The organism is Actinobacillus lignieresii (assembly GCF_900444945.1).
Classification (GTDB): Bacteria; Pseudomonadota; Gammaproteobacteria; order Enterobacterales; family Pasteurellaceae; genus Actinobacillus; species Actinobacillus lignieresii.
On sequence record NZ_UFRM01000001.1, the window covers coordinates 1,310,836 to 1,335,163 of the forward strand.

Genomic DNA, 24,328 nt, shown 5'->3' on the forward strand with positions numbered 1-24,328 from the left:
ATGTATTTCTATATTAAACACTTATTCTTTTATTAGAATAACTTAAAAAATCATTCTTTATTAAAGCAATATACTTACTTGATGATGGTTCAAAAAGGTTAAGATAATTAAGTAATCCTAGTAAAGAATCTTTAACTTTTTCCAATTCTTTAAGCGATATTTCTTTATTCTTTATAAAATTTTTCCATTCTCTTAATTTAATTCTACGTTTTTTATAAAGTTCTTTGCTTGCTTCCATTATATCTCCACTAATAAAAATTCCAGTGACAGATTTATTCTCAGTTGAATGTCTTATCTGAGTTTTATTTTTACTAACATTAAATCCATGTTTTTTAATGATCTTCTCAACCACATAAATAACGCTAGAATCAATCTTATCCCCCGAAAAAGAAACATCATCAACCCAAACACTCATTTTTAGATTTTTATCTTTAGCAAACTTATATAAATCATCAAATAATTTCTTATTTACTAAATAAGCTAACCTCATACTTATCTGACTCCCTGTTGGAATGTGGTTATTTATTGAACATAAATAAGACATAATATCAGATATTTCTGATGAGCATTGCATAGAATATTTAAAAAATGAATAAATTTTATTTCTATTAGTTGATGGAAAAAACTTAGATATATCTACATTCAGTAGCATTTTACAGCCAAAGTGAACTATAGCATTATCATATATGCTACAACCTTTTTTATCAGAGAAAAGGTAATCAGGAGTAATAATTGCTCTTAAATGATGAGCTATTCTATTATGTATACGATATAGAATTCTATATTTCTTAGGAGATTGAATATCTCTATTATTCTCTATTATTCTCTATTCGAATAGAATAATAACTAGTAGGATTATCTAATATATCTTTTAATTCCTCTTGAGACACTCTTAATATAGATAATAATTTTTTAATTGATACAAGCTTAAAGAATGGGCTTTGATTTAAATCATATTCTTTAGTTTGTCTAATTGGAATTTTTAGAGATTTTCTTCTTATCTTGTTCAATTTTCCATTCCATAATTTTTAGTATTTTATCAGCAATAAAAGTTCTTACATTGTGACTAAATGGTTTTTCATTTTCTAATTGTTCGGAAAACAGTAATATTTGAGATGTTTTTATATCAAAAACAGATGAATATTTATTTAATAATTCCATAGATATGGAATTTTTACCTGATTCTATTTCGGATAGATGAGATGGAGATATACCTAACTTGATAGCCATATCTTTTTGTTTGATATGATTGAATTGTCTAATCAACTTTAATGCTTTAGCTAACATAATATAATTCTCAAAAGTTAGGGGTTTTCAAATCATTAAAAAAACTCCTTTAACTGATTAAAAAAATCAATTAATTTATCAATTACATTAGCAATTTTTGTAATGCATTCAAGTAATGATAATAATTTTTTTACTAAGGATTTTCGCTTGTTTTTATCTTTAGATAAATTTCTGCGACTTTTTTTCTTGATTAACGAATACCAAAGGTTGTGTAACGTATACATTTTCATAAATGCACTCCTGTTATTCCTGCATCCCTTTAAAACACAATGTTTTAAACTTGGCAGTGTCATCGCAATAACAAGTCTGCTTTGGTATTCTCAACCCCTAAGATTGAGCAGCTGGCTCAGTCATAAGCCAGCTGCATTACATTTTATGCATTTATATTCTAAATACTTGAATACTTGTGCCCTGTAAGTGTTAGGATTTCTCCCAGTTCAAAAGAACTATATATGTAGTACTGACGACATTCAGAAAAATTCACAACGAGCGAATTTTATCAAACACATGAATATTAAGTCAATAAAAATTCGGTAATTGTGAATTTTAATAACATAGATACAGCCGCTAGAGTCTTTATAATATACTCTGCAATCAGAACGAATATATAAATTTCATAAAAAAACAAGCGGTCGATTTCCTGCAAAACCTTGCAAATCGACCACACTTTCTCTTTCCCCTACCAATCCCCCTTCCCCTCAAACTCTTCCACTAAAAAATCCACAAAGCTGCGGACGGTTTTGGGGAGTTGGCGGCGGGAGGGATAGACGGCGTACACTTGATAAGTCAGCATTTGCCAATCGGGTAACACAATTTGTAGTTGGTTATTTTTGGGCTGTTGTTCAATAAAATATGTTGGCAACATTACGATCATCTTCTCTCCCAATATTGAAACGATGATTGTGCTTCGCATTGTGCAGGGTTTATCTTCGGCGGGAAGTGTGGTGATTTCTCGTGCGGTGGCGACAGATTTATATCGTGGGCACGAGATGACACGATTCTTCGGTTTATTAATGGCAATCAACGGCATCGCCCCGATTATTTCCCCTGTGTTGGGTAGTGTGTTATTAGAAGTGGTAAGTTGGAAAGGTATTTTCGCCTTTTTAGCATTGATTGGCGTGATCGTTACGCTATTTAGCTTGCGATTACGAGAAAGCCTAAAACCTGAAAATCGCTTACAAGGCTCAATTTGGGCAACATTCGGCACCTTTGGTAACATCATTAAAAACCACCAGTTTATGCGTTATGTTGGGATTGAAAGTTTCCTCTTTGCTGGAATGTTTGCTTATATCGCCGCATCGCCTTTTACTCTACAAAGCGTTTATGGCTTATCCGCTTTGGCATTTAGCCTGTGCTTCGGTGCAAATGGCGCAGCGTTGGCGATTAGTTCTGCCGTAGGGAGTAAATTTTCTAATGCAACCTCTTTACGCCTTGGCGATTCGGTTTTAGTATCACCGCCTTTTACACCGCTGTAATGCTAGTTATTCAGCCTGATTGGCTTTGGGTGGAACTTGGCTTCTTCGCAATGCTATTCGTTACAGGCTTACCGCTACCAGCGATTTCTGCCTTAGCAATGGAAAGTGAGCGCCAATATGCAGGTGCAGCTTCAGCCTTGCTTGGCTGCACACCGTTTTTACTCGGTGGCATTGTTTCGCCATTAGTGGGCGTGGGCGATATTTTTATCGCAAGTGCAATGGTGATTATCATTTGCTCAATTATCGCCTTACTCATTTATTGGCGAGCGAAAAGAGAGCTATAAGGTTTTCAATTCAGCCGTTCTTATCCTAAAAAAGCGGTCAAATTTCGCAAAATTTTTACGAAATTTGACCGCTTTTGAAAGGGATTACCTATATCGAATTAGTATTTCAACACTTCGCCTTCAGTTGGCACAGCCACTTGTTTCAAGCCTTTCGCTTTCACAAATTCACGCATATCTTTTGTGCTGACTGTTGCGTGGTTTACCGCGTCCATATGCACAGTAACGATGTCTGCTTTCGGTACGGCTTGACGCATTTTCGCTACATCTTCTTTACCCATAATGATCGCACCTTTTGGCTCTAACATTTCCGCACGACCGGTGTTCATTACGATCACTTCAGGTTTGAAATCTTCTAATGCATTATCTACAGATTGATTCCAAATCGTATCGCCTACAACGTACGTTGTTTTCTCGCCTTTCGCTTCCATCACAAAGCCCATCGCATCACCTAACATTTCCGCTAACATTGGGTTTGCGTACATTGCGTCTGTACCGTGCTGCCCACCTTTAACACGTGTTAATTTCACATCGTTAAATTCAGTGTGGTTGCCCACTACACGCACATCTTTAAAACCTTGACCACGAATGATTTTCGCATCGTCTGCATTTTGTACGAAAATCGGTAAATCTTTTGGTAATTTCTCTTGAGCCGCTTTATCCCAGTGGTCATCGTGCGTGTGAGTAACGATAACCGCTTGCACACCTTTAATTACATCTTCCGCTGATTGTTTCATATCAATCAATGGGTTACGTTTTTCAAAGTTCACTGTGCCAGCAAAACCTTCATAAGCACCTTTAGTTGCTAAATATGGATCAACTAAGAATGTTGTGCCTGCGTAGTTGATTTTTGCTGTCGCATTACGGACGTGTTGATATTCCATTGCTGACGCTGAATTTGCTACGAATAAACCTAATGTTAATGCTGATAAAGTTGCTTTTAATTTCATTTGTTACCTCTGTTGTAAAAATTTTTTAAAAAATGACCGCTTGTTGCGATGTAGGGTATTTTAATGAAAATCACGTCTTGCAAAATAGGCAATATTGCCATTTATCGAAAGGATTTTGCCATTCTTTTATGTTGTTATGTTAAAATCGACAATATCTTCTACTCGATAAAGCGATTTTTAAATGAACACACCACCTCGCCTTGCTTTATACGCCCAAAATGGCTACAACGATTTTATTTTTAATATTCCCTTTTCGCTGTTTCAAGCGGAGTATGACGGCAAAAAGCTGTTTGATTTTCAAATTGTGAGTGATAACGGCAAGCCAATCATTAGTCAATTAGGAATGAAACTTACACCACACGGCGACTTAGATAATTTAGACAACGTGGATATTATTGTGATTTCAGGCTGGGTTGGCGAAAAACCGTCTAAAAAGTTTATTCAGAAATTGCAAACACATCATAAAAACAATAAGAAAATCATTGCCTTATGCTATGGCACATTTGGGTTGGCGTGGGCGGATATTTTGCAAGAAAAAACGGTTGTTACCCATTGGGCAGGCGAGAACGAATTTAGAGAAAAATTCCAATCAGTTCAATTAGATAGTAATAGGCTTTATATTGATGACGGCAATATTTTGACTTCCGCAGGGGCGTACGCAGGTATGGACTGTTGTTTGTATTTTGTGCGGTCATTATATGGCACAAAAGTTGCCAACACGCTCGCTAGAATGTTTGTTACCGCCCCACAACGAGAGGGCGGACAAGCACAGTTTAGCGATATTTCGCCCATCAGCCACGTTAAAAATGAAAAAATTGACCAATTATTGCAGTTTTTAAGTGAAAATTTGGCGGACAATCATCGCCTTGACGATTTGGCAAATCGTATCCATTTGTCCAAACGCAGCTTTAACCGCCATTTTAAGGCAGCAACCAATTTAACTTTATCTGAATGGTTGATCGCCAAACGCCTCACGTTAGCACAAACGCTGTTGGAAAATGGCGATGACGATATGGAACGTATCGCCCAAAAAGCAGGCTTTGGCACAGCGAGCAATCTGCGAATACACTTTAAAGATCGGTTTGGCGTATCTCCGCAAACCTGGCGGAAAAGTTTTGGTACGGCTTAATGAAATACGCCTAATGCTCTTTACACGCCCATTCCGTTACCACCAACTTCATTACCGCAATGCGTTTGAGTTCGTTTTCTTCAAACTGCCAATCGGATTTGCCAGTGTAATGAGCCATTAAGTATTGAAGTGCGGTAATTTTTTCTTCTCTTTCTTCAAGTAGTGAAATTTCGCCTTTGCCAATAATGCTTTGGTAGCGGAAAGAATAGTGGCGGGCGATGTCAGCGTGGACAATTTCGTTTTTGCATTGTTGTTCTCATTGTGTTTTCAAATTGACAGTCAGTGTAAAACAGGAACTGGGAAATTTCCAACCACGTACCGCTATTGGCGAATTATTTAATATTTTTCTAATTCACATCAGCCCAATGAATAGCGGAGAATCTTTGGGGGAATAGATAAAAAAGCGGTGGTAAATCTCCAACAATTTACCACCGCTTGCACATCAAACTTCCACCCGTTTGCCGATGTCTTTGAGGTTGGAAAATTCTTCGAGTAATCTTGGGGCGTCGTCAAGGCTGATTGCGAATGTCCAAAGGTAGGTGATGACGGCATAGATATGCCCTGCTTGCACGCCATTAGTGGTGGCAAGCTGAACAACGGTTACGCCAAACAAAATAGCGGACGCTATGCCAATCCATAAGTAGCCCATTGCCTCTCGGTTGAAAAGGCGGATTCGCAATTTCGCTAACAGATCGTAGTGTTTATCGAGCTGATAAGGCTCGCTTTTTTCGATCACTTGCACTTCTCTTTCCAAACGATTATTGAGCTTTAAATAGAGCAGATCGTTGGTTTTAGCGTATTTTGGCAGCAAGATTGTGAAAAATAGCAAAATGCCAAATGCCGTAACACCTGCCCAAAATTCGATGATCAGCAACATAACTGCCGCCCCGATAATCGAGAAACCAGACATTATCAATATAGGTAAATGTTGCTCAAAAAAGTCCACAAACTGACGAGATAATGCCACTCGTGCGGTAATCGCAGACGTATCCAAACCTTTCTCACGCTGGCTTAGCACCACAGGTACGGCAAGTTCCGCATAAATGCGAGCGAAGGCTCGGGTGTCCACCGCACGACGTGTCGCCCCTATGCCCCAAATGACAAGCACTACCAATGAATAAGTGAGCGACAGCCAAATATCGCCCTGCATCATCGCATTGACGGCAAAACTGCCGAACAGCGGATAGGTCAAAAACAGTGTGTTTTCAAGAGCAACCAAGAAAAAAGTGCCGAGTAGCCGTTTTTTGTTATTTTTCGCAATAGATTTCAAATTTTCAATCGCATTCGCTTGCATTTTAAGCCCCTAAATTTCGGTTTAATACTCGGTGTAGTGCTTGTAACTCTTTGACTAATAAGGCTAATTTTTCTTCGCCAAATTCCACCGCACTTTGGCTTTCCAGTGCAGTTTGCTCAGCGATAATCGGTTCAATTTTCGCCTTACCTTGTTCCGTCAAGCGGAGTAATTTGCCTCGTTTATCATTTGGATTAGCTTCGGTCGCCAACCAACCTCGCTCAATCAGTTGCTTACAGACAAAAGAAATCGTCTGTTTCGGTAAACACCATTCTTCACAAATCGTTTTTTGCGAACATTGCTCGTTGTGATAAACCGAGTACAGCACAAAATACTCATTCTCTGGTAAACCGTTCTTCTTCGCCCATTGCACATAAATATCCAACGTTTTCGCCATTGTTTCAGCGAGTAAATCTATGTTGTTCATTCGTTATTTCCTAAAAAAGTCCAAAATAAGACTATGCTGGTTATTTTAGTCTTATTTTGGACTTTTTCAAGTATTTTTAGGTTGATGATAAGAGACAGTTCTGTACGGTCAATTTCCGCTAATATTTCAAACAATGCTTCATGTCAGCTACTAATAAGTGGAGGAAGACTTTTGGGAGGCGGAGTAAAATAACCTCCCTTTTGGTTGGAGTTATCATTCCAATTTATTAATAAAAACAAAGAATTGGAATTATACTTCCAATTATGCTAAATTAGCATTAATTTAGAACTACATTTCCAATTTATTATGATTATACGTAATCAATACCTCCAGCAACTGATTCAGTTCAAAGATACTGACTTCATAAAAGTGATTTCCGGTGTTCGCCGTTCAGGGAAATCTATATTGCTAATGCAATATCAAGATTATTTACAAAACCAAGGCATACAAGCGGAAAATATTATCTACCTCAATTTTGAGAGTTTTGAATACCAATGGGTAAAAAATGCCGATGATTTTCAAGCACTTATTACGCAAAAAATCCCCAACAATTCAGATAAAATCTATTTTCTGATTGATGAAATCCAATTTGTTGAAAATTGGCAAAAAATTATCAATGCGGTGCGAGTCAGCTTTAATACTGATATTGTGATTACTGGCTCTAATGCGAATTTGCTTTCTGGAGAATTAGCAACGCTATTGAGTGGTCGTTATGTGGAAATTAAGGTTTACCCACTATCATTCAAAGAGTTTTTGCAGGCAAAAAATATCGATCCGCAATCACGATTGGTCGATCAGGCTTATGTGGAATATGAAAAATATGGCGGTTTTCCGAGTGTAGTATTGGCTGATGAGATGCTGAAAGACACAATTTTATCGGGTATTTTTGATTCTATTGTGCTAAACGACATTGCTCATCGAGCTGGTGTTCGAGATACACATATTCTAAAAAATGTGATTTTATTTTTGGCTGACAATGTTGGGCAATTGGTGAACCCAAGCAAAATTAGTAACACGCTAACTTCTGAACGAGTACCCACCTCTAACCATACGATCAATAAATATTTGGAATTATTGGAAAATGCGTTCCTGTTTTACAAAGCAAAACAATACGATATTCGGGGTAAGGGCTATCTAAAAACCAATGCTAAATATTTTATCGCAGATAATGGTTTACGCCGTTATGCCATTGGACAAAAAGATGCAAATTATGCAAATCGATTGGAAAATATTGTCTTTTTGGAATTATTAAGACGTGGGTACATTGTAGATGTCGGCAAATTAGATAGCAAAGAAATCGACTTTATCGCCCGTAAAGCGGATGAAATCTTGTATGTGCAAGTTGCCTACGATATCCCCAACAACACACATGAAACTGACAATTTGCTACATATTCGTGACAATTACCGCAAAATCCTAATTACAGGCAGATACCAGCCAGAAAAAGAGATTGACGGTGTACCAGTAGTATATGTGGTGGATTGGCTATTAAATGAATAACTACTATTTTTATTTAATGAATTAAATATGAATGAACTTGAAATACCTAAAAAATCTGAATCAGCCATTGAGCAAGAAAAGCTTGTCTTATCAGAAGGTTCTACAACAATTATTATCGGTGCTAACGGTACTGGCAAGACAAGATTAGCTGTTTATATTGAAGAACAAAAATAGCATTTTGCTCACTATTTCAAATAGTTTTAAAAATCAGGGAAATTAAACTATTTGTGAATATAACTACTAAACAAAACCGTTCATTACTATCAAACACTTTTGTTCATTAGTAATGAACGGTTTTGCTTTCTTGACATACGCTCCAAATAACAAGTAGTCATAAATCCCCAACAATTTACGACCGCTTGTCTTTTAGAATCGACTCAACTCCAATCCGCCAGCTGTTTTCTCATTCGCTTTGAGATAAGCTGGATGGGTTTCGATTTGTTCGAGGTAATGTATGATATTTGGGTAATCCGCTTTGTTCACATAGTTTAGGCCCCATTGTAGTGGGAAGCTTAACGAAAAATCTGCGCCGGTGAGTTGTTCGCCTACGATCCAAGTTTTGCCTTCTAACGATTTTTCTACGTGATTGAAATATAAACCCACTTGCGCATTGGCGTATTGGGCGAAGTCGCCTAAATCACCTTTCTTCGACACTAACGCCAGTAAGTTTGCGGAGAACATTGAGGCTGAAATCGCTAGCCAGTAAACGTAATTAGAATAAGCATCGGTTTTGTGTGCTGGGGTGAAGCGGTTTTCAGTATCATAACGATCAAGCAAGTGTTGGATAATCGCATTGCCTTCCGCTAACACTAAATCGCCGTCTTGTAACACAGGTGCTTTGCCGAGTGGGTGTTGCGCTTTTAGTTCTTCTGGTGCGAATCCAGTGCCTTCTAAGCGGTCATAAATTTTGAGTTCGTAATCCACGCCTAAGGCTTCAAGCAACCATACGATACGGTGTGAACAAGATTGTTTTAAATAGTGTAATGTGATCATCGTTATTCTCCTCGATAACATTATCAATGAATTACAAATTATGTAGATTTGTAAGTTTTTCTTAAAAGTGTATGAAGTTATTTGCTAATTGTTAATTTGTATTAAATGGAATATCATTTTATCTCACTATTCAACAGTATAATGTAAACAGGATCTATGATGAGTTTTCAAAAAGAGCAAATGCAACGTTTTCAAACTGCAATCAACACTGCTGATGAAGCATTAATGTGTGAGTTAGTGGCTGACGATGCCCCATTTTATACACCAATGTTCCCTGAACCAATGGTTGGCGGAAAAGGTTATTTAGCGATTGTTCATTTATTCCGCCAAAGCTTCCCTGATGTTCAATGGCAAGCCGAAGCAATGGTCGAAGAAGACAATATCGTTGCGGTGCAATGGCTATGCACAGGCACTCACTTAGGCGATTTTATGGGTAAAGCCCCTACGGGGAATAAATTCGCAACACGCATAATGAATTTTTATTACTTCAATGAACAAGGCAAAATTATCAACGATGTAGCAGCAGAAGGCTTGATTAAAATCATTGAAACCGTCGGTTTGTTAAGACGCTAATTTTTCCTTCATTTATGTTTATTACAAAGAATACTAATCCAAACGGTCGTAAATTTTCCACAATTTACGACCGATTATTTTTTATTCCAACTTTACTTCCCCTACACGTTCACAGACTTTGAATTTGTTTGATTAAGCTCTCTGCGTGTTCATCGGCTTTCGCTTGCACTTGGGCTAAATCGTCTTCTGAACTTACTCCCGGAATATAAAGCATTCCGCTGCTATGCACTGGTGCTTGCCATACTAAACCAGAGAATTTTGCGGTGTCTTTTAATGGGGCTAATAAATCATCAAGACGGTGGAACAATTCGCCATTGTAAGCCTCTTCTCCGCCACCAACCGTGTATGAGAAAATCACTTTTTTGCCGTGTAATTTGTCGCCATTAGTGCCGTAAGCAAAACCGTAGGCAAACACATCATCAAAATAGCGTTTGAGAATAGCAGGAATGCTGTACCAATGCATTGGATATTGGAACACCACTACATCCGCTTGCACTAACGCCGCTTGCTCAGCAGCAACGTCAATATCCTGATTGCCGTAAAGCCCTGCTAAATCACGCACTTGTACATTGGCAATTTCATTTTCTAAGCGTTTAAGAATACGTGCATTCGCTGTTGAATGAGATAAATTACTATGACCTGAAATCACTAATACGTTTTTCATCGTTGTGTCCTCTCTATTGATTGATAAAGTGCGGTTAGATTTACAAATTTTTTAGAAAATCTCACCGCTTAGTAGAAAAAATGCCGCCTGAAGCATAAACTTACAGACGGCATTGGTGGGGGATCTTACTTACAAAATATGACCAACTTCACTCAAGCAGCCTGAGTCTCTGTTAGTAATCACGCCTATTCACTATAAAAAATACCGTAGTTTCAAAAGCTAACATTTGCGTTTCGTCGTGTATATTGAAAGTGCGGTTATTTTAGGGAAACATTTTCATAAGTGGGTAGTTTATTTCTCTAAATAACTTGCCTATTTCTCTAATTCCTAAACTATTCATGGAATACCACAGTTTCACTCAGTGGCGCACGTGGTTGAATATAACTGTTGGCAGTAGAATTCGGTTTTGGTCTGCCGAAAGAAATACCTAGCACTAATTTATAATTATCAGGCACATTAAATTCTTGGCGCACTACATCAGGACTATAAGTTAATGCAATTTGCGGCACGCTGCCGAAACCGTGCGCGGTGAGTGATAGCATAAAATTCTGAGCCAACATACCAACATCTAATGCGGTAAATACGTTGTCGGTAAAATCAGGCATAAAGAAAAACGCTGCGTGCGGTGCGCCATAAAAACGTTTGTACGAATCACGCATACGATCTTCATAAACACCCGTCAATGCGTGTTGGTCAAAAATAAAATCAGGGGCAAGATTGCCAGTGCATCTTTTAAGACAGCATCCATTTCTTCTTTGGTGAGTGGTTCTGGTAGATATTCACGAATAGATTTACGAGTTTGTGTGGTAGTTGAAAAATCTAACATTTTGTTGTCCTCTGCTTAAATGAAAAGTGCGGTCGGGTTTCACTCATTTCTTTAGCGCCGTTGGCAAAGCCAACATTCAAACGTCAGCATTTATGCAAAATGTTGAGGAAATTTAACCGCTTGTTGCCATTATCATATGCAGGCTAAGGAATAATCGGTATCGCATTTCTCTAAATTTTATGCCTGATTCTACAAATATTTATTTCATGGTCAGATCATAGCTCCAATCTAACAGCTTTTTCATTTCGTCAAAATCAAAGCCGTGATCAAGCACAATACTCAGCCAATGTTTTTTGTTCATATGGTAAGCTGGTAAGACATTTTTATCTTGTTGCAGAATACTCACCATCTCAGGATCGCATTTTAGCGTAACGATATCGGAGACTTCTTCACCCGCTAAACCTAAACTTTTATTGGGGACCGTCATCAACAAAGCAAACCACTTTTGTTTGGCATTTTGGTGGTGTAATACCGCAATTGCATAAGAAGGATATTTATCGACAAAAAGAAATTCAGGCTCTACGCCGTATTGTGTTTTAGCATAATGCAAAATCGCTTGTCGTTGATTCATACCAAACTCCTTACGATACTATTATTCGAGATGAAAAAAATGCCGCCTAAAATTTCAGGCGGCATCTTGTTAATTACAAGTCAAAAGTTTGCATCACATTCACGTGTAAACGTACATCGACATTGCCACGTGTGGCATTTGAATATGGACAAGTTGAGTGTGCTTTTTCAATTAAAGTTTTTGCTTCTTCTAAGCTAATTCCTTCCACGGTAATCGTGATGTCAATTTCAAAGCTGAATGCACCGTCCCGTTTTTGACCGATACCCACCCCAACAGTTGTTGAGTGTTTAGTCGGTTTAATGCCCAGTGTTGGAGCAACGTGGATAATCGCATTATCAAAACACGCTGCATAGCCCATTGCGAAAAGCTGTTCAGGGTTAGCGCCCTCTTTGCCACTTTCGTTTTGGAAACCAACTAAATCTAAACCGAGTGAACCGTCATCTACTCGTGTATGACCGTCACGACCGCCTACTGCTGTTGCTGATGTTTTGTAAAAAATTTTCATAATATTGTCCTTGTTGAAGTGTTGTCTGAATGATGATTATTTTATGGTTTTCATGCACCAATGCGGTAGCACATTTCTTTAAAATTCTTGCCTATTTCTCTAATTTCGCTTTAAAACCGGCAACCGTACTATCTGCCGCACTCGCAAGAAAAGCAGTGTCTGCCCCAAGTGCAAAGAACGATACGCCAAGATCAGCATAGTGTTTCGCTTGTTCCGGAGTAGCGGCGATTGTCCCCACCGGTACGCCGAATTCACGAATACGCTTGATCGCATATTCCATTTTTGCCACTACGTCCGGATGCAGAATATTCGGACCTAATCCCATATCCACCGCTAAATCCGCAGGGCCTAGGAAAATCGCGCCTACGCCTTTTGTGCTTGCAATAGCATCTAAATTTTCCATACCTTTTAGGCTTTCGATTTGCAACATAATCATTGATTCATCATCAATGCGTTGTTGGTAATCAGGAATACGCCCAAAGCGAGATGCTCGCACTACTCCAGCCCCCATACCACGTTTGCCTTCAGCCGGATATTTCGCCCAACGAATGATTTGTGCCGCTTCTTCGCCACTTTCCACCATTGGTACGATGATATTTTGAACCCCTGAATCCATTAACTGCTTGAATGTGCCAGCGGTTGCCTCGCCCACACGCACCACTGGGGTCATTTCGTAAGGGGCAATCGCACGAGCCACGTTTAAAATGGTTTGAATGTTGTGCGGGCCGTGTTCAGCGTCAATGAAAAGCCAGTCATAATCAGTAGTCGCAAGCACTTCTGCTACATCAGCTGAGGTGGTTTCTAACGCCACGCCATACTGCATTTTGCCCGCTTCAATGTTACGTTTAAGGTTGTTATGTAAGAAATCTTTTACCATTGCCATTGTTTGCTCCTTATAGCATTTTTGCTAAATAAACTTGTTTTCCGACCGCTTGGATTAAGTCAATTTGCGACTTCGTCCAGTTCAAATCTTCTTCCTCATCTTTGTAATATTCTTTGATAAGGTCGTAAGTGGTAATATCCAAATAACCTGCATTTAACACGTCTTCCACGATTGGCAAGCCGTCTTGCGAGGCTTTCAAATCATACGCCAAGAAATCTTCAATATCGTTGAACAGTTGGCGTGCAGGAATTGTATCTTGGCGAAGTTCGCCGTCTAAATCTAAAATACGGTTATGGAATTGAGCGATAAAATCTAATTCTGACGCGCCGTGTTCCGCATATTTTTCTGCTAATTTGGTAAATCCTTGACTAGCAAACACACGAGACATCATTTGATGATTTAACGCATTTGCGGTGAGCTGTGTTGAAATATGTTGTAAAATCTCAATCGTTTTTTGTACATCTTTCATTTTGTTTCTCCTTGATCACATCGATAAATTCATTGCGTTTGAAACTGTGCTTATCTTATGATAACTTTCATCTCACAGGTATATTATTTCTCCAAACAACTTGCCTAATTCTATAAATATGCAAATTATTGATAAATTATTACCGCTTGTGCCTAAAAACCAAATTTGGCAAACGCCGATTGATGGACTTGTGATTCAGCACGCTGATCGCCCTACACCGGTGGCGAACACAATTCTTGAACCTCGCATTTGTATTGTGTTGCAAGGCGAGCGAAAAATTTGTATCGGCGATCAATGTACGCTATTCAGCAATCAACATTTTATGTTCTGCCCTGTGAATGTTCCGTTATCGGTGGAAGTGGTAGAAGCCAGCCCTGAAAAGCCCTATTTGATGATGACGATGAAAATCGATCTGAAAATGGTGGCAAGTATCGTGCCTCACATCCCAAACAAAATTGCAAAAAATCAGCCAAAATCGACCGTTTCTTTGAAGTGGCAATTGGAAGAAAATTTGCTAGCTCAGTTTGAGCATCTGATTGATTTACTCAAAACGCCGGAAGATATTGATTTTCTTGCGCCGCTTATTCAGCAACACATTTACTATGTTCTGCTAAAAAGCGAGCAAGGGCAAAAATTAAGAGAACTCGTTAATGAAGGAAGCCATACCCAGCGTATAGCCCAAACTGCGTTTTGGATCGAGCAACATTTGTCTGAGCCGTTACGGGTGGATGATTTGGCGAAACAGGCGGGAATGTCGGTCTCCGGCTTTCATTCGCATTTTAAAAAAATGACCAATATGTCGCCGTTACAATATCAAAAATCACACCGCTTACTGGCTGCACAACGTTTGATCCAAGCCAAACAGAGCAATATCGCAAGCGTTGCTTTCCAAGTCGGTTACGAAAGTCCAGGTCAGTTTAGCCGAGAATATAAAAGACATTTTGGGGTAAGCCCAAAAGGAGATGCGAGCTAGTGTATTAGTGATAACAAGCGGTCTAATTTCCCTCATTTTTTGCAAATACGTTCGTCAATTATTGTTTCGTCAAACTCTCCACCAACAAATTTCTGATCCATTGATATGCTGGGTCTTGGTGGGTGCGTTCGTGCCATGCCATTTGGATTGCAAAGCCCTGTACTTCAAGCGGAAGCTCTTTGCAAATCAATCCGCTAAAGTTATGAGATAAACGTGATGGCATCAATGCCACTACGTCTGTGCTACGTAAGATATTCGGTAGCAAAGAAAAGTGATTGACTGAGACTGACACACGACGAGCTTTACCGAGTTTAGCCAATGCCTCATCGCACACACCGTAAAATTGTCCGCCGTCATAGGACATCATTGCAAAATCCAATTCACAAAAGTTGTCTAAATTGAGCGGTTGATTTGCCATTGGGTGATCTGCTCGCATCACACAAACATAATGTTCTGTCAGCAACGGTTTGCTGTGTAAATCCGCCGGAATATGTTGGGTGGAAACCAAGGCGATATCAATTCTCGCCTGTTCAAATTGGGCTAACAAATCCACGTCTTGTGCCGGTAAAAATGCCACTCGAATTTTCGGCGCAAGTTGTTTTAAATGCGCTAAAAAAGGCGTACCGATTGCTTCCAAACCGTAATCGGTGGAAGCAATATTAATCGTCATTTCTGCTGTTTGCGGATCAAATTCCACCGGACGCAACATTCGATTTACTTCCGCCAAAATAGTCTTGACCGAAGGCATTAATGCCAAGGCTCTGGCGGTCGGTTCAATCCCGTGTTGTACACGCACAAATAACGGGTCACCAAAACTGTCACGCAGGCGATTAAGCATTGCACTCATTGCCGGCTGAGTCACGGATAAACGTTGTGCCGCTTTGGTTACGTTACGTTCTTGTAAGAGTGCATCAAACGCTTTCAATAAATTTAAGTCAACAGTTCTAATATCACGCATAATTATATTTGATATAAAAAATTATGATTAGATTTTATATCTTTAGCTGATTAAGATCTATTCGTTTTTTAGACATAAAGGATTAGACCCATGGCAAAATTTAGATATTTACAAACACCTTTCAAGCTCAAAAATCTTGAACTCAAAAACCGTATCGTGATGCCACCAATGTGCCAATATTCGGCTACAGACGGTGTGCCGAATGATTGGCACTTAGTTCATTACACAGCCCGTGCAATTGGTGGTGTCGGCTTAATTATTGTGGAAATGACCAACGTTGCGCCAAACGGTCGTATCACGCCGAATTGTTTAGGTTTATGGAATGACGAACAACGTGATGCATTTAAACCGATTGTTGATTCCGTGCATAAATACGGTAGTAAAATTGCGGTGCAAATTGGTCACGCCGGTCGTAAAGCGCAAGATTGCGATGATGTGGTTGCACCTTCGGCAATTCATTACGGTGAATTAGATTATGCAGGTCAGAATTTAAAAACACCTCGTGAATTAAGCAAAGCGGAAATTCAAGATGTGATTCAATCTTACCAAGATGCGGTAAAACGTGCAGTGGAAGCCGGCTTTGATGCGATTGAAATTCACGGCGCACACGGTTATTTAATTCACCAATTCTCATCACCGAAATCAAACCAACGTACTGATGAATACGGTCAAGATTGCTTCTTATTCGGTGAGCAAGTAATTAAAGCGGCTAAAGCGGTCATGCCGGCAGATATGCCGTTAATCGTACGTATTTCGGCACAAGAATTCGGTGCGGACGGTTTTGATGCAGATTACGGTGTGGAAATCGCAAAACGCTTTGCAGCAGCCGGTGCGGATTGTATGCACGTAAGTGCCGGCGGTGACGGTGTGTTAGCCGAAGGAAAACATCCACCATTTAATGCGGGCTATCAAGTATATCTAGCTCGTGCGGTAAAACAAGCGACCGGTTTACCAACCATTGCCGTGGGTATGTTAGATGATGCGAATGTGGTTGATCACGTATTAGCGATTGGCGATGCGGATTTAGTAGCGGTTGGACGTGCGTTATTACGTGACCCGCAATGGGTATTAAATGTACAATATGCACAAAATGCGACAAACAGCAGCGGTGTTGAATTTGTGCCGGCACAATATCAACGCGGTTATCTGTAATTAGTTCTCGTATAAGCGGTGTAAAAAGTCGTATTTTTTACACCGCTTTTCTTATTTGTAACACTCGGATTTATCACACAATGCAACTTTCTATTTTAAACCTCGTCCCAGTGCGTGAAGGACAAGACTACGCACAAGCGATGCAATCGATGATCAAACTGGCACAACTGGCGGAAGAGCTGGATTTGGCACGTTATTGGATTGCCGAACACCATAATATGAAAAACTTAGCTAGTTCAGCGACCGCTCTGCTGATTCAACACGCGTTAGCTAATACTAACAAAATTGCGGTCGGCTCAGGCGGTGTGATGTTACCGAACCACAGTCCTTATATTGTAGCGGAACAATACGGTACGTTAGCTACGCTTTATCCAAATCGTGTCCAACTTGGCTTAGGCAGAGCGCCCGGCACCGATATGCGTACTGCTAACGCGTTACGCCGTGGGGCAAAACACCTCGAATTTCCGGATGAAATTGCCGAACTGCGTGGTTATTTCCAAAATACTAATCCGGTTTCCGCTTACCCTGCCGCCGGTTTAGATATCCCGTTCTATATTTTAGGCTCCAGCACCGAAAGTGCTTATTTAGCTGCAGAACTCGGCTTACCTTACGCATTTGCCGCACATTTTGCACCACGAATGATGATGGAAGCGGTCGAAATTTATCGCCGTTATTTCAAGCCGTCCGACTATTTGGCAAAACCTTATGTGATTATGGGCGTGAATGCGATTGTGTCGGACAGCGATGCGGAAGCACAAAGCCTGGTGACAACCCAAACGCAATTCTTTATTAATGTCGTGACGAACGCACAACAGAATTTACAACCGCCAATGGCAAATGACGCGGAAGTATGGCAAAACTTTAACCGCACGGAAAACGAGTTGCACTTCGGACCGGTCGATTTACGTGAAATGCAGATTTACCACCAAGAAAAAGCGGTAGTGGAACAAATGACCGCTTGTACGCTAGTCGGCTCGCCAGCAACGGTTAAAACCCAATTGACACAATTAGCTAAACGAGTGGAAATTGATGAAATTATGGCGGTAACTTATATATACGATGAACAAAAACAAGCGAAATCTTACCGCTTGTTGAAAGAAATCGTAGCGAGTATGTAATATAAAAAGCGGTCGTAAATGATCTGCCCCCAAAAAGTTAGACTATTTAATTTAAGGACTGAGTTCTGTATTGTACAGGGCTCAGTCCTTTTAATTTCACTTGAATACGCTCATTGTTGTAATAATGAATGTACTCGTGAATCACTTTCTCAAGTTGTTCGAAAGTGTCAAATCGCTTACCAAAGTAACATTCCGTTTTCAATCGCCCAAAAAAACTTTCCATTGCCCCATTATCCAAACAATTCCCTTTTCTCGACATACTTTGTTTAATATGATGTTTTCTCAGCATTTCTTGATAGTCTGCCATCTGGTATTGCCAGCCTTGGTCGGAATGTAAAATCGGTTTAGCGTCCTTAGGCAGTTTTGCGACCGCTTGCTTTAGCATCCGCATCACTTGCTCAAAGTTAGGGCTTCTTGCTAAATCATAAGCAAGAATTTCACTATTAAATAAGTCTTTAATGGGGGATAAATAGAGCTTGCCTTCCGCACATTTAAACTCAGTGATATCCGTTACGAGCTTTTCATTTGGCGAGTCTGCGTGAAAATCCTGTTGCAATACATTCTCGGCAATTTTACCCACTTCACCTTGATAAGAACGATATTTCCTCTGCTTACATTTCCCTTTTAAATCAAGCTGTTGCATTATCCTTTGAATACGCTTATGGTTAATCGCACCAAAAAAATCACGTAACTTTAACGTAATACGACGATAGCCATAATTGCCATCATTATCCTAATAAATCTCAATCACTTTCTGCCTCATCACTGCATTTTTATCGATTTTAGGCGGTAAGTGATAAAAGAACGTACTACGTTTTAAACCCGTCAAAGGGAGGAGGATTTCTAAGGGAAAATCCACTCGCAACGTTTTTACGATGGCTGCTTTTGCCGCATTTTTTGTTGGTTGAACTCCCGCAGCTTTTTTAGGTAAGCTACCTCCGCTTCCAGCTCTAAAATACGATAACGTAAGCGTTCTTCTTCAGTTTTAGGTGGAGGAGGCATTTTCGGGTATTTCGGTTTCATTGTCGGACGACCTTTTGGTTTGGGTAATAAGCCGTTTATACCTTGTTCTTCAAAGATGTGCAACCATTGGCTAATCGAACCTGAATTAGCAATACCAAAATGAAGGGAGGCGCTTTCCGCAGAAAATTGCCCTTTTTTGACCGCTTGTATGACGGTTAATTTGAATTCGGGGGAATATTTTTGCTTCTTACCCATCACCGCTAGTCCATTGATTCCGTTGTGATTAAATTGAGCAATCCACCGAGTTAAGGTTTTCTTGGATAATTGAAAATGTCGTTGAGTGAATAAACGTTTTTTATCATTTTGGAGATAAAACTCGATGACTTGTTGTTTGAATAGCGAGTTATATTTAGTCATAAAAAATCTGCACCTTAATCCGTTGGAGGTTTAGTCCAACTTTTGGGGGGCAGATCAAAATTTTTACGTCGCTTTTTATAAAACCTAGCCTTAATTGATATGTAAACTTCTAAATTAACTTATCCGCACTTGTTTGAATAGTAGATATATGTTCAGATGTTTTAATTTCGATGATCAATTCGCTCCCATTCTTCAAATAAGCTTTGCCCTAAATACTCAAGAAGAAACCAAGAAAATGAGCTAATAACCATTATTTTGTTATTTGGTTCAATATGTTTCTTATTTTGTTTAGCATAAATTAAAGATTGAGATATTTCCTGAGTTTCAACATAATTTCTTGGTAATGAAAAAATATCATTAACCAAATCATTTGAACTTTTCAAATGTGGTAAAAATAATCTTAACCAATCATTTTTATTTAACTTTGTCACTTGTTCTGTTCTTTTCTCACAAATTTCTGCAACACTTGTTTTATAATGAACCTTACCCACAATATCAATTACCTCTGACTGTTCTTCAATTGGGTGTTTATAGCTTTCAACCATAGGATAATTGATATAGAGCTTTCCATTCTATGTTTCATTATCAAATAGTGCTAACATATCAACAATACTATTCGGATATCTACTTGCTAATGTATCATGTCCGTCGTAATCAAAAAATAGAAATATCTCACTAATTTGATTACGATTTAATTTAAGAAACTCAGGATCATTGCTACTTGGCTGTTCTTGAATAATTTCCTTAATAACAGAAAAAACATCAATAAAATCTGAACCAAAACCATCATTTTCCGATAATTTTTTATATAAATTATAGATATTTAAACAAATAGGAAAAATCTCAACCTCTTTTTGGGGTAAGAAAATAGACTTTAATTTTTTCAAAATTCTAATATCTAGCTTTTCACCTTCAGTGATCATCAAGACAATTTCAGTTTTACCCATTAAAATGCCCTGCTTGGTAAAGTTTTTCTAAGTTATGAACTTCTCGAATTTCTTTTTGAGTTAAATGATTAAGCGATTTTATTTTCTTCCCATCAATCACAAACCCACAATCAGGTCGAATTAACTCATTAGATAATAAATTTGTATTATGCGTTGTTAAAATAACTTGTGTATCGGGTAGCTGTTTTAACTTTTCTACCATTTTTTCTGATAATGAAAAATGATATGAGCAGTCAAATTCATCAATAAAAAGTAATGGAATTTTATTCTCTTTGATACTTTGCCACCAATAATAGAAGAAAGTTAAACTTAATGTACCCGTAGAAACAATATCAAAAAATGGTAAAACTTTATCTCCCATCTTTACTCCAATAACGCTCTTATTTAACTGTCTCACATTAATAAGTTGAAGATTTAAACCAAAATCAGAAAGAAATGTTTCTAGACCTTTTAAATTTCCATTAGTCAAAATATCTTGCTCTATATTATTTAGCCCCTTATTATATCCAGCAAAAACTTTTCCTTCAAAAACACTCCTGAAATATAAAATATGTCCAACAAAATCCATAAACTTACTAAAAATGGCATTATTATAATTTCTTCTATCTAAACTGCTATTACTATAAATATATTTTATGGCAGATAAATTTTGCACTGGGTTAATATTTCTATTTAAATGTTCTGTACCTGTTAAGTTAGTAAAAAAAGGTTGGTTTAATTGATAATCTAAAACTAATTCATCACCAATCATTACTTTTTCAGAAATCAAGGTATTTCGTTCATCTTTTTGATATTCATACACTAACTCTTTACTCTTTTCATATTCATCTAAAAAAGAAAACTCAAATTTAAAATTAGCGTATTTTTCTTTTGAAAAAGCATTTAGAATATTTTCTGTTGGTGTGTTGTTTTCATTATCTGTCAAATGCGAAACTAAATCAAAAATTGCCCAACCTAACGTAGATTTACCTACTCCATTTTCTCCATAAACTAGAGCTAATTTTACCAAATTTCGTTTTATACAATTCGTATTAAATGTATAATTACTCGCCGTTAAATCAAATTCTAATGTTTCATTGAATTGGCGATAATTATAGACAGAGAATTTTTTTAACATAGCAAATACCTTTATAAGACAATCTAAAAGTCAAGTATTGACAAATAAATTTTTTATATTCTAACACAACTACCCGTAGAAAAAATACGGAAGAATGATTTTTTCTATTAATTAATATAAAAAGCAGGCAATTTCGCAAAAGTTTGCAAACTTTACCTGCTTAGACAATAAAAAACTCTATCAGAGCTTTATCTGACAACATTTTTTAAGATTAGAACAATTATTTCGCTAATTGTAAGTAAATGCCCGAAACGTCTTGACTACCTAAATCCGCTTTTACTGCAGCACGATATTGTGCGGCAACGGTTTCAATCGCCGGTAACGTTAAGCCGGCTTTTTCCAGTTCTCCGCAAGCGAGATTAAGATCTTTGCTTGCGTGTTTGAGCATAAATGCCGCCGGGAATGATTTTTCTAACAATAACGGTTTTTTGGTTTGGAACATTGGCGAGTTCATTGCCGATCCGCCAATCGCTTCAGCAAGATCATTTAAATTAATACCGAATTGTTCGCCCATTAACATTGCTTCCGCATAAGCTTCGCCGAACACACCAAGTAACGAATTCAGTACCAATTTCGCACCGGAGCCTTTACCCACATCGCCAAAATGGAAAGTACGCTGACCGAGTACGTCAAATACCGGTTGTAACGGTTTTAATACCGCTTCTTGTCCACCGAATAAAATCAGTAAAGTACCGTTAGTCGCCGGCACAACCGAGCCGGATACCGGTGCTTCGGCAAATAAACCGCCGTGTTCTTCCACCAACACTTTTAATTTTAAGTTTTCGGTTGGTGAAACCGTACTCATATTGACGATAACTTTACCCTGCAATTTGGCACAAACGTCCGGATTTAAAATATCTACAGCCGCCGCATAGTCCGAAACCATTAAAATGACCGCTTGGTTTTCAGATACTAATTGTTCTACCGAACTGGCAACTTTTGCACCTTTTGCTGCAAATTCAGCACTTTTCGCCGCATTTCGGTTATAAACGCTGACATCGATATTATTCGCCAGTAAACGATTAACCATAGGTACGCCCATTTGACCTAAGCCGATCCAACCAATTTGTGTAAATGTTGTTGTCATAGTATTTTCCTTCTGATGTGGGACAAATTTAATTGATTGTAGCTTATTTTTTAAGGTTGTAAACGCTTAAAAAGCGACTTTCTAACATAAATTTCAATTATATTCTATATAATAAAATATGATTAGATTTTATATCTTGGCATACATTAAACTTCAGAATCATTCTTATATTATTTTTTACTCGGAAAGCAAATGTGAAATTGTGCAGAGTTATCGCATCTTTAACGATTGCACTAACTAAGCCAAGCAAATAATATGGATAAGCTTGTTGCGGCAAGTTATCCAAACCTATAAAGAAAAGGAAAAAACAATGTTTAATATTGAAAAAGAAAACGTTTTAGCGGCATTTAAATATCGTCGTGCAACACGTAACTATGACGCTTCTAAAAAAATCAGCGATGAAGATTTCGCTTATATTTTAGAGTTAGCGCGTCTTTCACCAAGTTCTGTCGGTTCAGAGCCATGGAAATTTGTGGTGATTCAAAACCAAGAATTACGTAACAAATTAAAACCGGTTGCGTGGGGTATGGCGGCACAAATGGACGCCGCAAGCCATTTAGTGGTTTTACTTGCCAAGAAAAATGCAAGCCACGATAGCGAATACTTCAAAAAAGCGTTGGAACAGCGTGGTTTAACTGCTGAAGAAATGGAAAAAACTTTAGCGTTATACAAACAATTCCACGTGGAAGACATTAAGATTGCCGGTAACGAGCGTGCGTTATTCGACTGGTGCTCAAAACAAACCTATATCGCTTTAGGCAATATGATGAGCGGTGCAGCGATGATCGGTATCGATAGCTGCCCTATCGAGGGTTTTAACTACGATGCGGTGAATAAAATCCTTGCGGAAGCCGGTGCATTCGATCCGAATGAATACGGCGTTTCCGTAATGGCGACTTTCGGTTATCGTGCCGGTGAAATCGCACCGAAATCACGTAAACCGATCGAAGAAATCGTAAGTTGGATTAAATAATCTTTGATACATTAAACGGTATGAGATCCTCTGATTTCATACCGTTTTTACTTATTACCTCCCCCACCCAAAAACACTGCTTTTATCGCCTTGACGAAATCGAAAATTCTGTTACTTTAACGAATAACTAAGTGATTTATTTGGAGTTTTACTGTGTTTGATTCATTAATTGTACAGTTTGTGGTGCTATGGGCGGTGATTGATCCGATAGGTTCTATTCCGGTCTATTTAGCCAAAACCAGTCATCTTTCCGCAGCAGAACGAAATAAAGTCGCTTTAAAAGCGGTCGGAATTGCCACTATCATCTTGCTCTTCTTCTTAGTTGCCGTGCAATCCTTATTTGAAATGATGCAAATTCCGCTTTCCGCCTTCCAAATTGCCGGCGGTTTAGTACTTTTGATCTTTGCTTTAACTATGATTTTTGGCGAAGGTAAACCGGAAAACGAGATCAAAATGCAAACCAGCTTAAGCGAATTAGCGGTTTATCCGCTTGCCGTTCCGTCTATCGCCTCTCCCGGTGCAATGATGGCGATCGTATTATTAACCGATAATCACCGCTTTAGCCTAACGGATCAATTTATTACCACGCTGATTATGTTAGCGGTGTTGCTCATTACCTATTTCCTACTTCTTGTAGCAAGTAAAATTCAAAACGTCATCGGCAGTGTTGGTGCTTCAGTTATCAGCCGCGTAATGGGATTAATTCTCGCCGCCGTTGCAGTAAATAACTTGTTGGTTGGGATTCAGCAATTCTTCGGTTTAGCAAGTTAATTTGCTAGTAATATAAACGGAAGCGGTA

The 24,328-nt window shown here is 38.5% G+C and carries 29 protein-coding genes and 2 pseudogenes; 11 read left to right on the plus strand and 20 right to left on the minus strand.

Annotated features, from left to right (window positions below; all coding sequences use genetic code 11):
• Positions 1-13: 13 nt before the first annotated feature.
• From DY200_RS05955 to DY200_RS05970, 3 genes and pseudogenes are all read right to left on the minus strand, one after another.
• Entirely contained in the window at positions 14-823 is an 810-nt protein-coding gene (locus DY200_RS05955; protein WP_342352670.1) for a reverse transcriptase family protein, read from the minus strand.
• Positions 824-969: 146 nt separating this feature from the next.
• Positions 970-1,287, minus strand: a complete 318-nt coding sequence (locus DY200_RS05960) for a helix-turn-helix domain-containing protein (protein ID WP_018650759.1) — start codon at positions 1,285-1,287, stop codon at positions 970-972.
• A 679-nt stretch (positions 1,288-1,966) separates the two neighbouring features.
• Positions 1,967-2,158: pseudogene (locus tag DY200_RS05970) on the minus strand (LysR substrate-binding domain-containing protein); the annotation flags it as partial.
• Between the two features lie 25 nt (positions 2,159-2,183).
• Between DY200_RS05970 and DY200_RS05975 the strand changes: the two are divergent.
• Both DY200_RS05975 and DY200_RS10805 read left to right on the plus strand, forming a co-directional pair.
• Positions 2,184-2,762: an MFS transporter gene (locus DY200_RS05975; RefSeq protein ID WP_244924185.1), complete on the plus strand. Its 579-nt coding sequence runs from the start codon at positions 2,184-2,186 to the stop codon at positions 2,760-2,762.
• Positions 2,762-3,046 carry an MFS transporter gene (locus tag DY200_RS10805; protein ID WP_244924186.1) on the plus strand — a complete coding sequence of 95 codons (285 nt, stop codon included), beginning with the start codon at positions 2,762-2,764 and terminating at the stop codon, positions 3,044-3,046. Before DY200_RS05975 ends, DY200_RS10805 begins: the two co-directional genes overlap by 1 nt.
• A gap of 98 nt (positions 3,047-3,144) precedes the next feature.
• Here the strand turns inward: DY200_RS10805 and DY200_RS05980 are convergent, their stop codons facing one another.
• A complete protein-coding gene (locus DY200_RS05980; RefSeq protein WP_115587299.1) occupies positions 3,145-3,993 on the minus strand; it encodes an MBL fold metallo-hydrolase in 849 nt (282 codons plus the stop codon).
• Between the two features lie 181 nt (positions 3,994-4,174).
• Between DY200_RS05980 and DY200_RS05985 the strand changes: the two genes are divergently transcribed.
• Positions 4,175-5,122: a GlxA family transcriptional regulator gene (locus DY200_RS05985; protein ID WP_115587301.1), complete on the plus strand. Its 948-nt coding sequence runs from the start codon at positions 4,175-4,177 to the stop codon at positions 5,120-5,122.
• Positions 5,123-5,564: 442 nt separating this feature from the next.
• Here DY200_RS05985 and DY200_RS05995 read toward each other — a convergent pair whose 3' ends face one another.
• Both DY200_RS05995 and DY200_RS06000 read right to left on the minus strand, forming a co-directional pair.
• Positions 5,565-6,416 carry an ABC transporter six-transmembrane domain-containing protein gene (locus tag DY200_RS05995; protein WP_115587303.1) on the minus strand — a complete coding sequence of 284 codons (852 nt, stop codon included), beginning with the start codon at positions 6,414-6,416 and terminating at the stop codon, positions 5,565-5,567.
• A gap of 1 nt (position 6,417) precedes the next feature.
• Positions 6,418-6,840 (minus strand): MarR family winged helix-turn-helix transcriptional regulator, encoded by a 423-nt coding sequence (locus DY200_RS06000; protein ID WP_115587305.1) that lies wholly within the window; start codon positions 6,838-6,840, stop codon positions 6,418-6,420.
• Between the two features lie 306 nt (positions 6,841-7,146).
• Between DY200_RS06000 and DY200_RS06005 the strand changes: the two genes are divergently transcribed.
• Both DY200_RS06005 and DY200_RS10680 read left to right on the plus strand, forming a co-directional pair.
• Positions 7,147-8,340, plus strand: coding sequence for an ATP-binding protein (locus tag DY200_RS06005; protein WP_115587306.1), 1,194 nt, complete (start codon positions 7,147-7,149; stop codon positions 8,338-8,340).
• Positions 8,341-8,367: 27 nt separating this feature from the next.
• Entirely contained in the window at positions 8,368-8,514 is a 147-nt protein-coding gene (locus DY200_RS10680; RefSeq protein ID WP_172539901.1) for a hypothetical protein, read from the plus strand.
• A 192-nt stretch (positions 8,515-8,706) separates the two neighbouring features.
• Here the strand turns inward: DY200_RS10680 and DY200_RS06010 are convergent, their stop codons facing one another.
• Entirely contained in the window at positions 8,707-9,333 is a 627-nt protein-coding gene (locus DY200_RS06010; RefSeq protein WP_115587308.1) for a glutathione S-transferase family protein, read from the minus strand.
• Between the two features lie 159 nt (positions 9,334-9,492).
• Here DY200_RS06010 and DY200_RS06015 point away from each other — a divergent pair, with 159 nt between their 5' ends.
• Complete coding sequence (locus tag DY200_RS06015; protein WP_244924187.1) at positions 9,493-9,906, plus strand: ester cyclase; 414 nt, start codon at positions 9,493-9,495, stop codon at positions 9,904-9,906.
• A 109-nt stretch (positions 9,907-10,015) separates the two neighbouring features.
• Here DY200_RS06015 and DY200_RS06020 read toward each other — a convergent pair whose 3' ends face one another.
• The 7 genes from DY200_RS06020 to DY200_RS06045 form a co-directional block, all read right to left on the minus strand.
• On the minus strand, positions 10,016-10,570 hold the full coding sequence (locus tag DY200_RS06020; RefSeq protein ID WP_115587312.1) for an NAD(P)H-dependent oxidoreductase: 555 nt from the start codon (positions 10,568-10,570) through the stop codon (positions 10,016-10,018).
• Positions 10,571-10,902: 332 nt separating this feature from the next.
• A complete protein-coding gene (locus tag DY200_RS06025; RefSeq protein WP_244924188.1) occupies positions 10,903-11,229 on the minus strand; it encodes a nitroreductase family protein in 327 nt (108 codons plus the stop codon).
• Positions 11,230-11,249: 20 nt separating this feature from the next.
• Positions 11,250-11,396 (minus strand): hypothetical protein, encoded by a 147-nt coding sequence (locus DY200_RS10810; protein WP_244924189.1) that lies wholly within the window; start codon positions 11,394-11,396, stop codon positions 11,250-11,252.
• 199 nt (positions 11,397-11,595) lie between these two features.
• Entirely contained in the window at positions 11,596-11,967 is a 372-nt protein-coding gene (locus tag DY200_RS06030; RefSeq protein WP_115587313.1) for an MmcQ/YjbR family DNA-binding protein, read from the minus strand.
• Between the two features lie 73 nt (positions 11,968-12,040).
• On the minus strand, positions 12,041-12,472 hold the full coding sequence (locus DY200_RS06035) for an organic hydroperoxide resistance protein (RefSeq protein WP_115587315.1): 432 nt from the start codon (positions 12,470-12,472) through the stop codon (positions 12,041-12,043).
• A gap of 91 nt (positions 12,473-12,563) precedes the next feature.
• The gene (locus tag DY200_RS06040) at positions 12,564-13,355 is read right to left on the minus strand and encodes an HpcH/HpaI aldolase family protein (RefSeq protein ID WP_115587316.1); all 792 of its coding nucleotides are present in this window, start codon (positions 13,353-13,355) and stop codon (positions 12,564-12,566) included.
• 10 nt (positions 13,356-13,365) lie between these two features.
• Positions 13,366-13,824, minus strand: a complete 459-nt coding sequence (locus tag DY200_RS06045) for a ferritin-like domain-containing protein (RefSeq protein WP_115587318.1) — start codon at positions 13,822-13,824, stop codon at positions 13,366-13,368.
• 118 nt (positions 13,825-13,942) lie between these two features.
• On the opposite strand from DY200_RS06045, the gene DY200_RS06050 reads away from it, so the two are divergent.
• Positions 13,943-14,797 (plus strand): AraC family transcriptional regulator, encoded by an 855-nt coding sequence (locus DY200_RS06050; RefSeq protein ID WP_115587320.1) that lies wholly within the window; start codon positions 13,943-13,945, stop codon positions 14,795-14,797.
• 58 nt (positions 14,798-14,855) lie between these two features.
• On the opposite strand, the gene DY200_RS06055 is transcribed toward DY200_RS06050, so the two are convergent.
• Positions 14,856-15,755, minus strand: coding sequence for a LysR family transcriptional regulator (locus DY200_RS06055; protein ID WP_115587322.1), 900 nt, complete (start codon positions 15,753-15,755; stop codon positions 14,856-14,858).
• Between the two features lie 90 nt (positions 15,756-15,845).
• Here DY200_RS06055 and DY200_RS06060 point away from each other — a divergent pair, with 90 nt between their 5' ends.
• Together DY200_RS06060 and DY200_RS06065 are read left to right on the plus strand one after the other, a co-directional pair.
• Complete coding sequence (locus DY200_RS06060) at positions 15,846-16,907, plus strand: NADH:flavin oxidoreductase/NADH oxidase (protein ID WP_115587324.1); 1,062 nt, start codon at positions 15,846-15,848, stop codon at positions 16,905-16,907.
• An 80-nt stretch (positions 16,908-16,987) separates the two neighbouring features.
• Positions 16,988-18,025: an LLM class flavin-dependent oxidoreductase gene (locus DY200_RS06065; RefSeq protein ID WP_115587326.1), complete on the plus strand. Its 1,038-nt coding sequence runs from the start codon at positions 16,988-16,990 to the stop codon at positions 18,023-18,025.
• 46 nt (positions 18,026-18,071) lie between these two features.
• Here the strand turns inward: DY200_RS06065 and DY200_RS06070 are convergent.
• The 5 genes and pseudogenes from DY200_RS06070 to DY200_RS06090 all read right to left on the minus strand — a co-directional run bounded on the left by DY200_RS06070 (position 18,072) and on the right by DY200_RS06090 (position 22,589).
• Positions 18,072-19,405, minus strand: a pseudogene (locus DY200_RS06070) (IS3 family transposase).
• A gap of 161 nt (positions 19,406-19,566) precedes the next feature.
• Positions 19,567-19,950, minus strand: a complete 384-nt coding sequence (locus tag DY200_RS06075) for a hypothetical protein (protein ID WP_115587327.1) — start codon at positions 19,948-19,950, stop codon at positions 19,567-19,569.
• A gap of 27 nt (positions 19,951-19,977) precedes the next feature.
• Positions 19,978-20,352, minus strand: coding sequence for a hypothetical protein (locus DY200_RS06080; RefSeq protein WP_115587329.1), 375 nt, complete (start codon positions 20,350-20,352; stop codon positions 19,978-19,980).
• Complete coding sequence (locus DY200_RS06085) at positions 20,345-21,469, minus strand: AAA family ATPase (protein WP_115587331.1); 1,125 nt, start codon at positions 21,467-21,469, stop codon at positions 20,345-20,347. Before DY200_RS06085 ends, DY200_RS06080 begins: the two co-directional genes overlap by 8 nt.
• A 220-nt stretch (positions 21,470-21,689) precedes the next feature.
• Positions 21,690-22,589, minus strand: coding sequence for an NAD(P)-dependent oxidoreductase (locus DY200_RS06090; protein WP_280523264.1), 900 nt, complete (start codon positions 22,587-22,589; stop codon positions 21,690-21,692).
• Positions 22,590-22,866: 277 nt separating this feature from the next.
• Here DY200_RS06090 and DY200_RS06095 point away from each other — a divergent pair, with 277 nt between their 5' ends.
• Together DY200_RS06095 and DY200_RS06100 are read left to right on the plus strand one after the other, a co-directional pair.
• Positions 22,867-23,529, plus strand: coding sequence for an NAD(P)H-dependent oxidoreductase (locus DY200_RS06095; protein ID WP_005604960.1), 663 nt, complete (start codon positions 22,867-22,869; stop codon positions 23,527-23,529).
• Between the two features lie 153 nt (positions 23,530-23,682).
• Positions 23,683-24,300 (plus strand): MarC family protein, encoded by a 618-nt coding sequence (locus DY200_RS06100; protein ID WP_005601708.1) that lies wholly within the window; start codon positions 23,683-23,685, stop codon positions 24,298-24,300.
• Positions 24,301-24,328 lie beyond the last annotated feature (28 nt).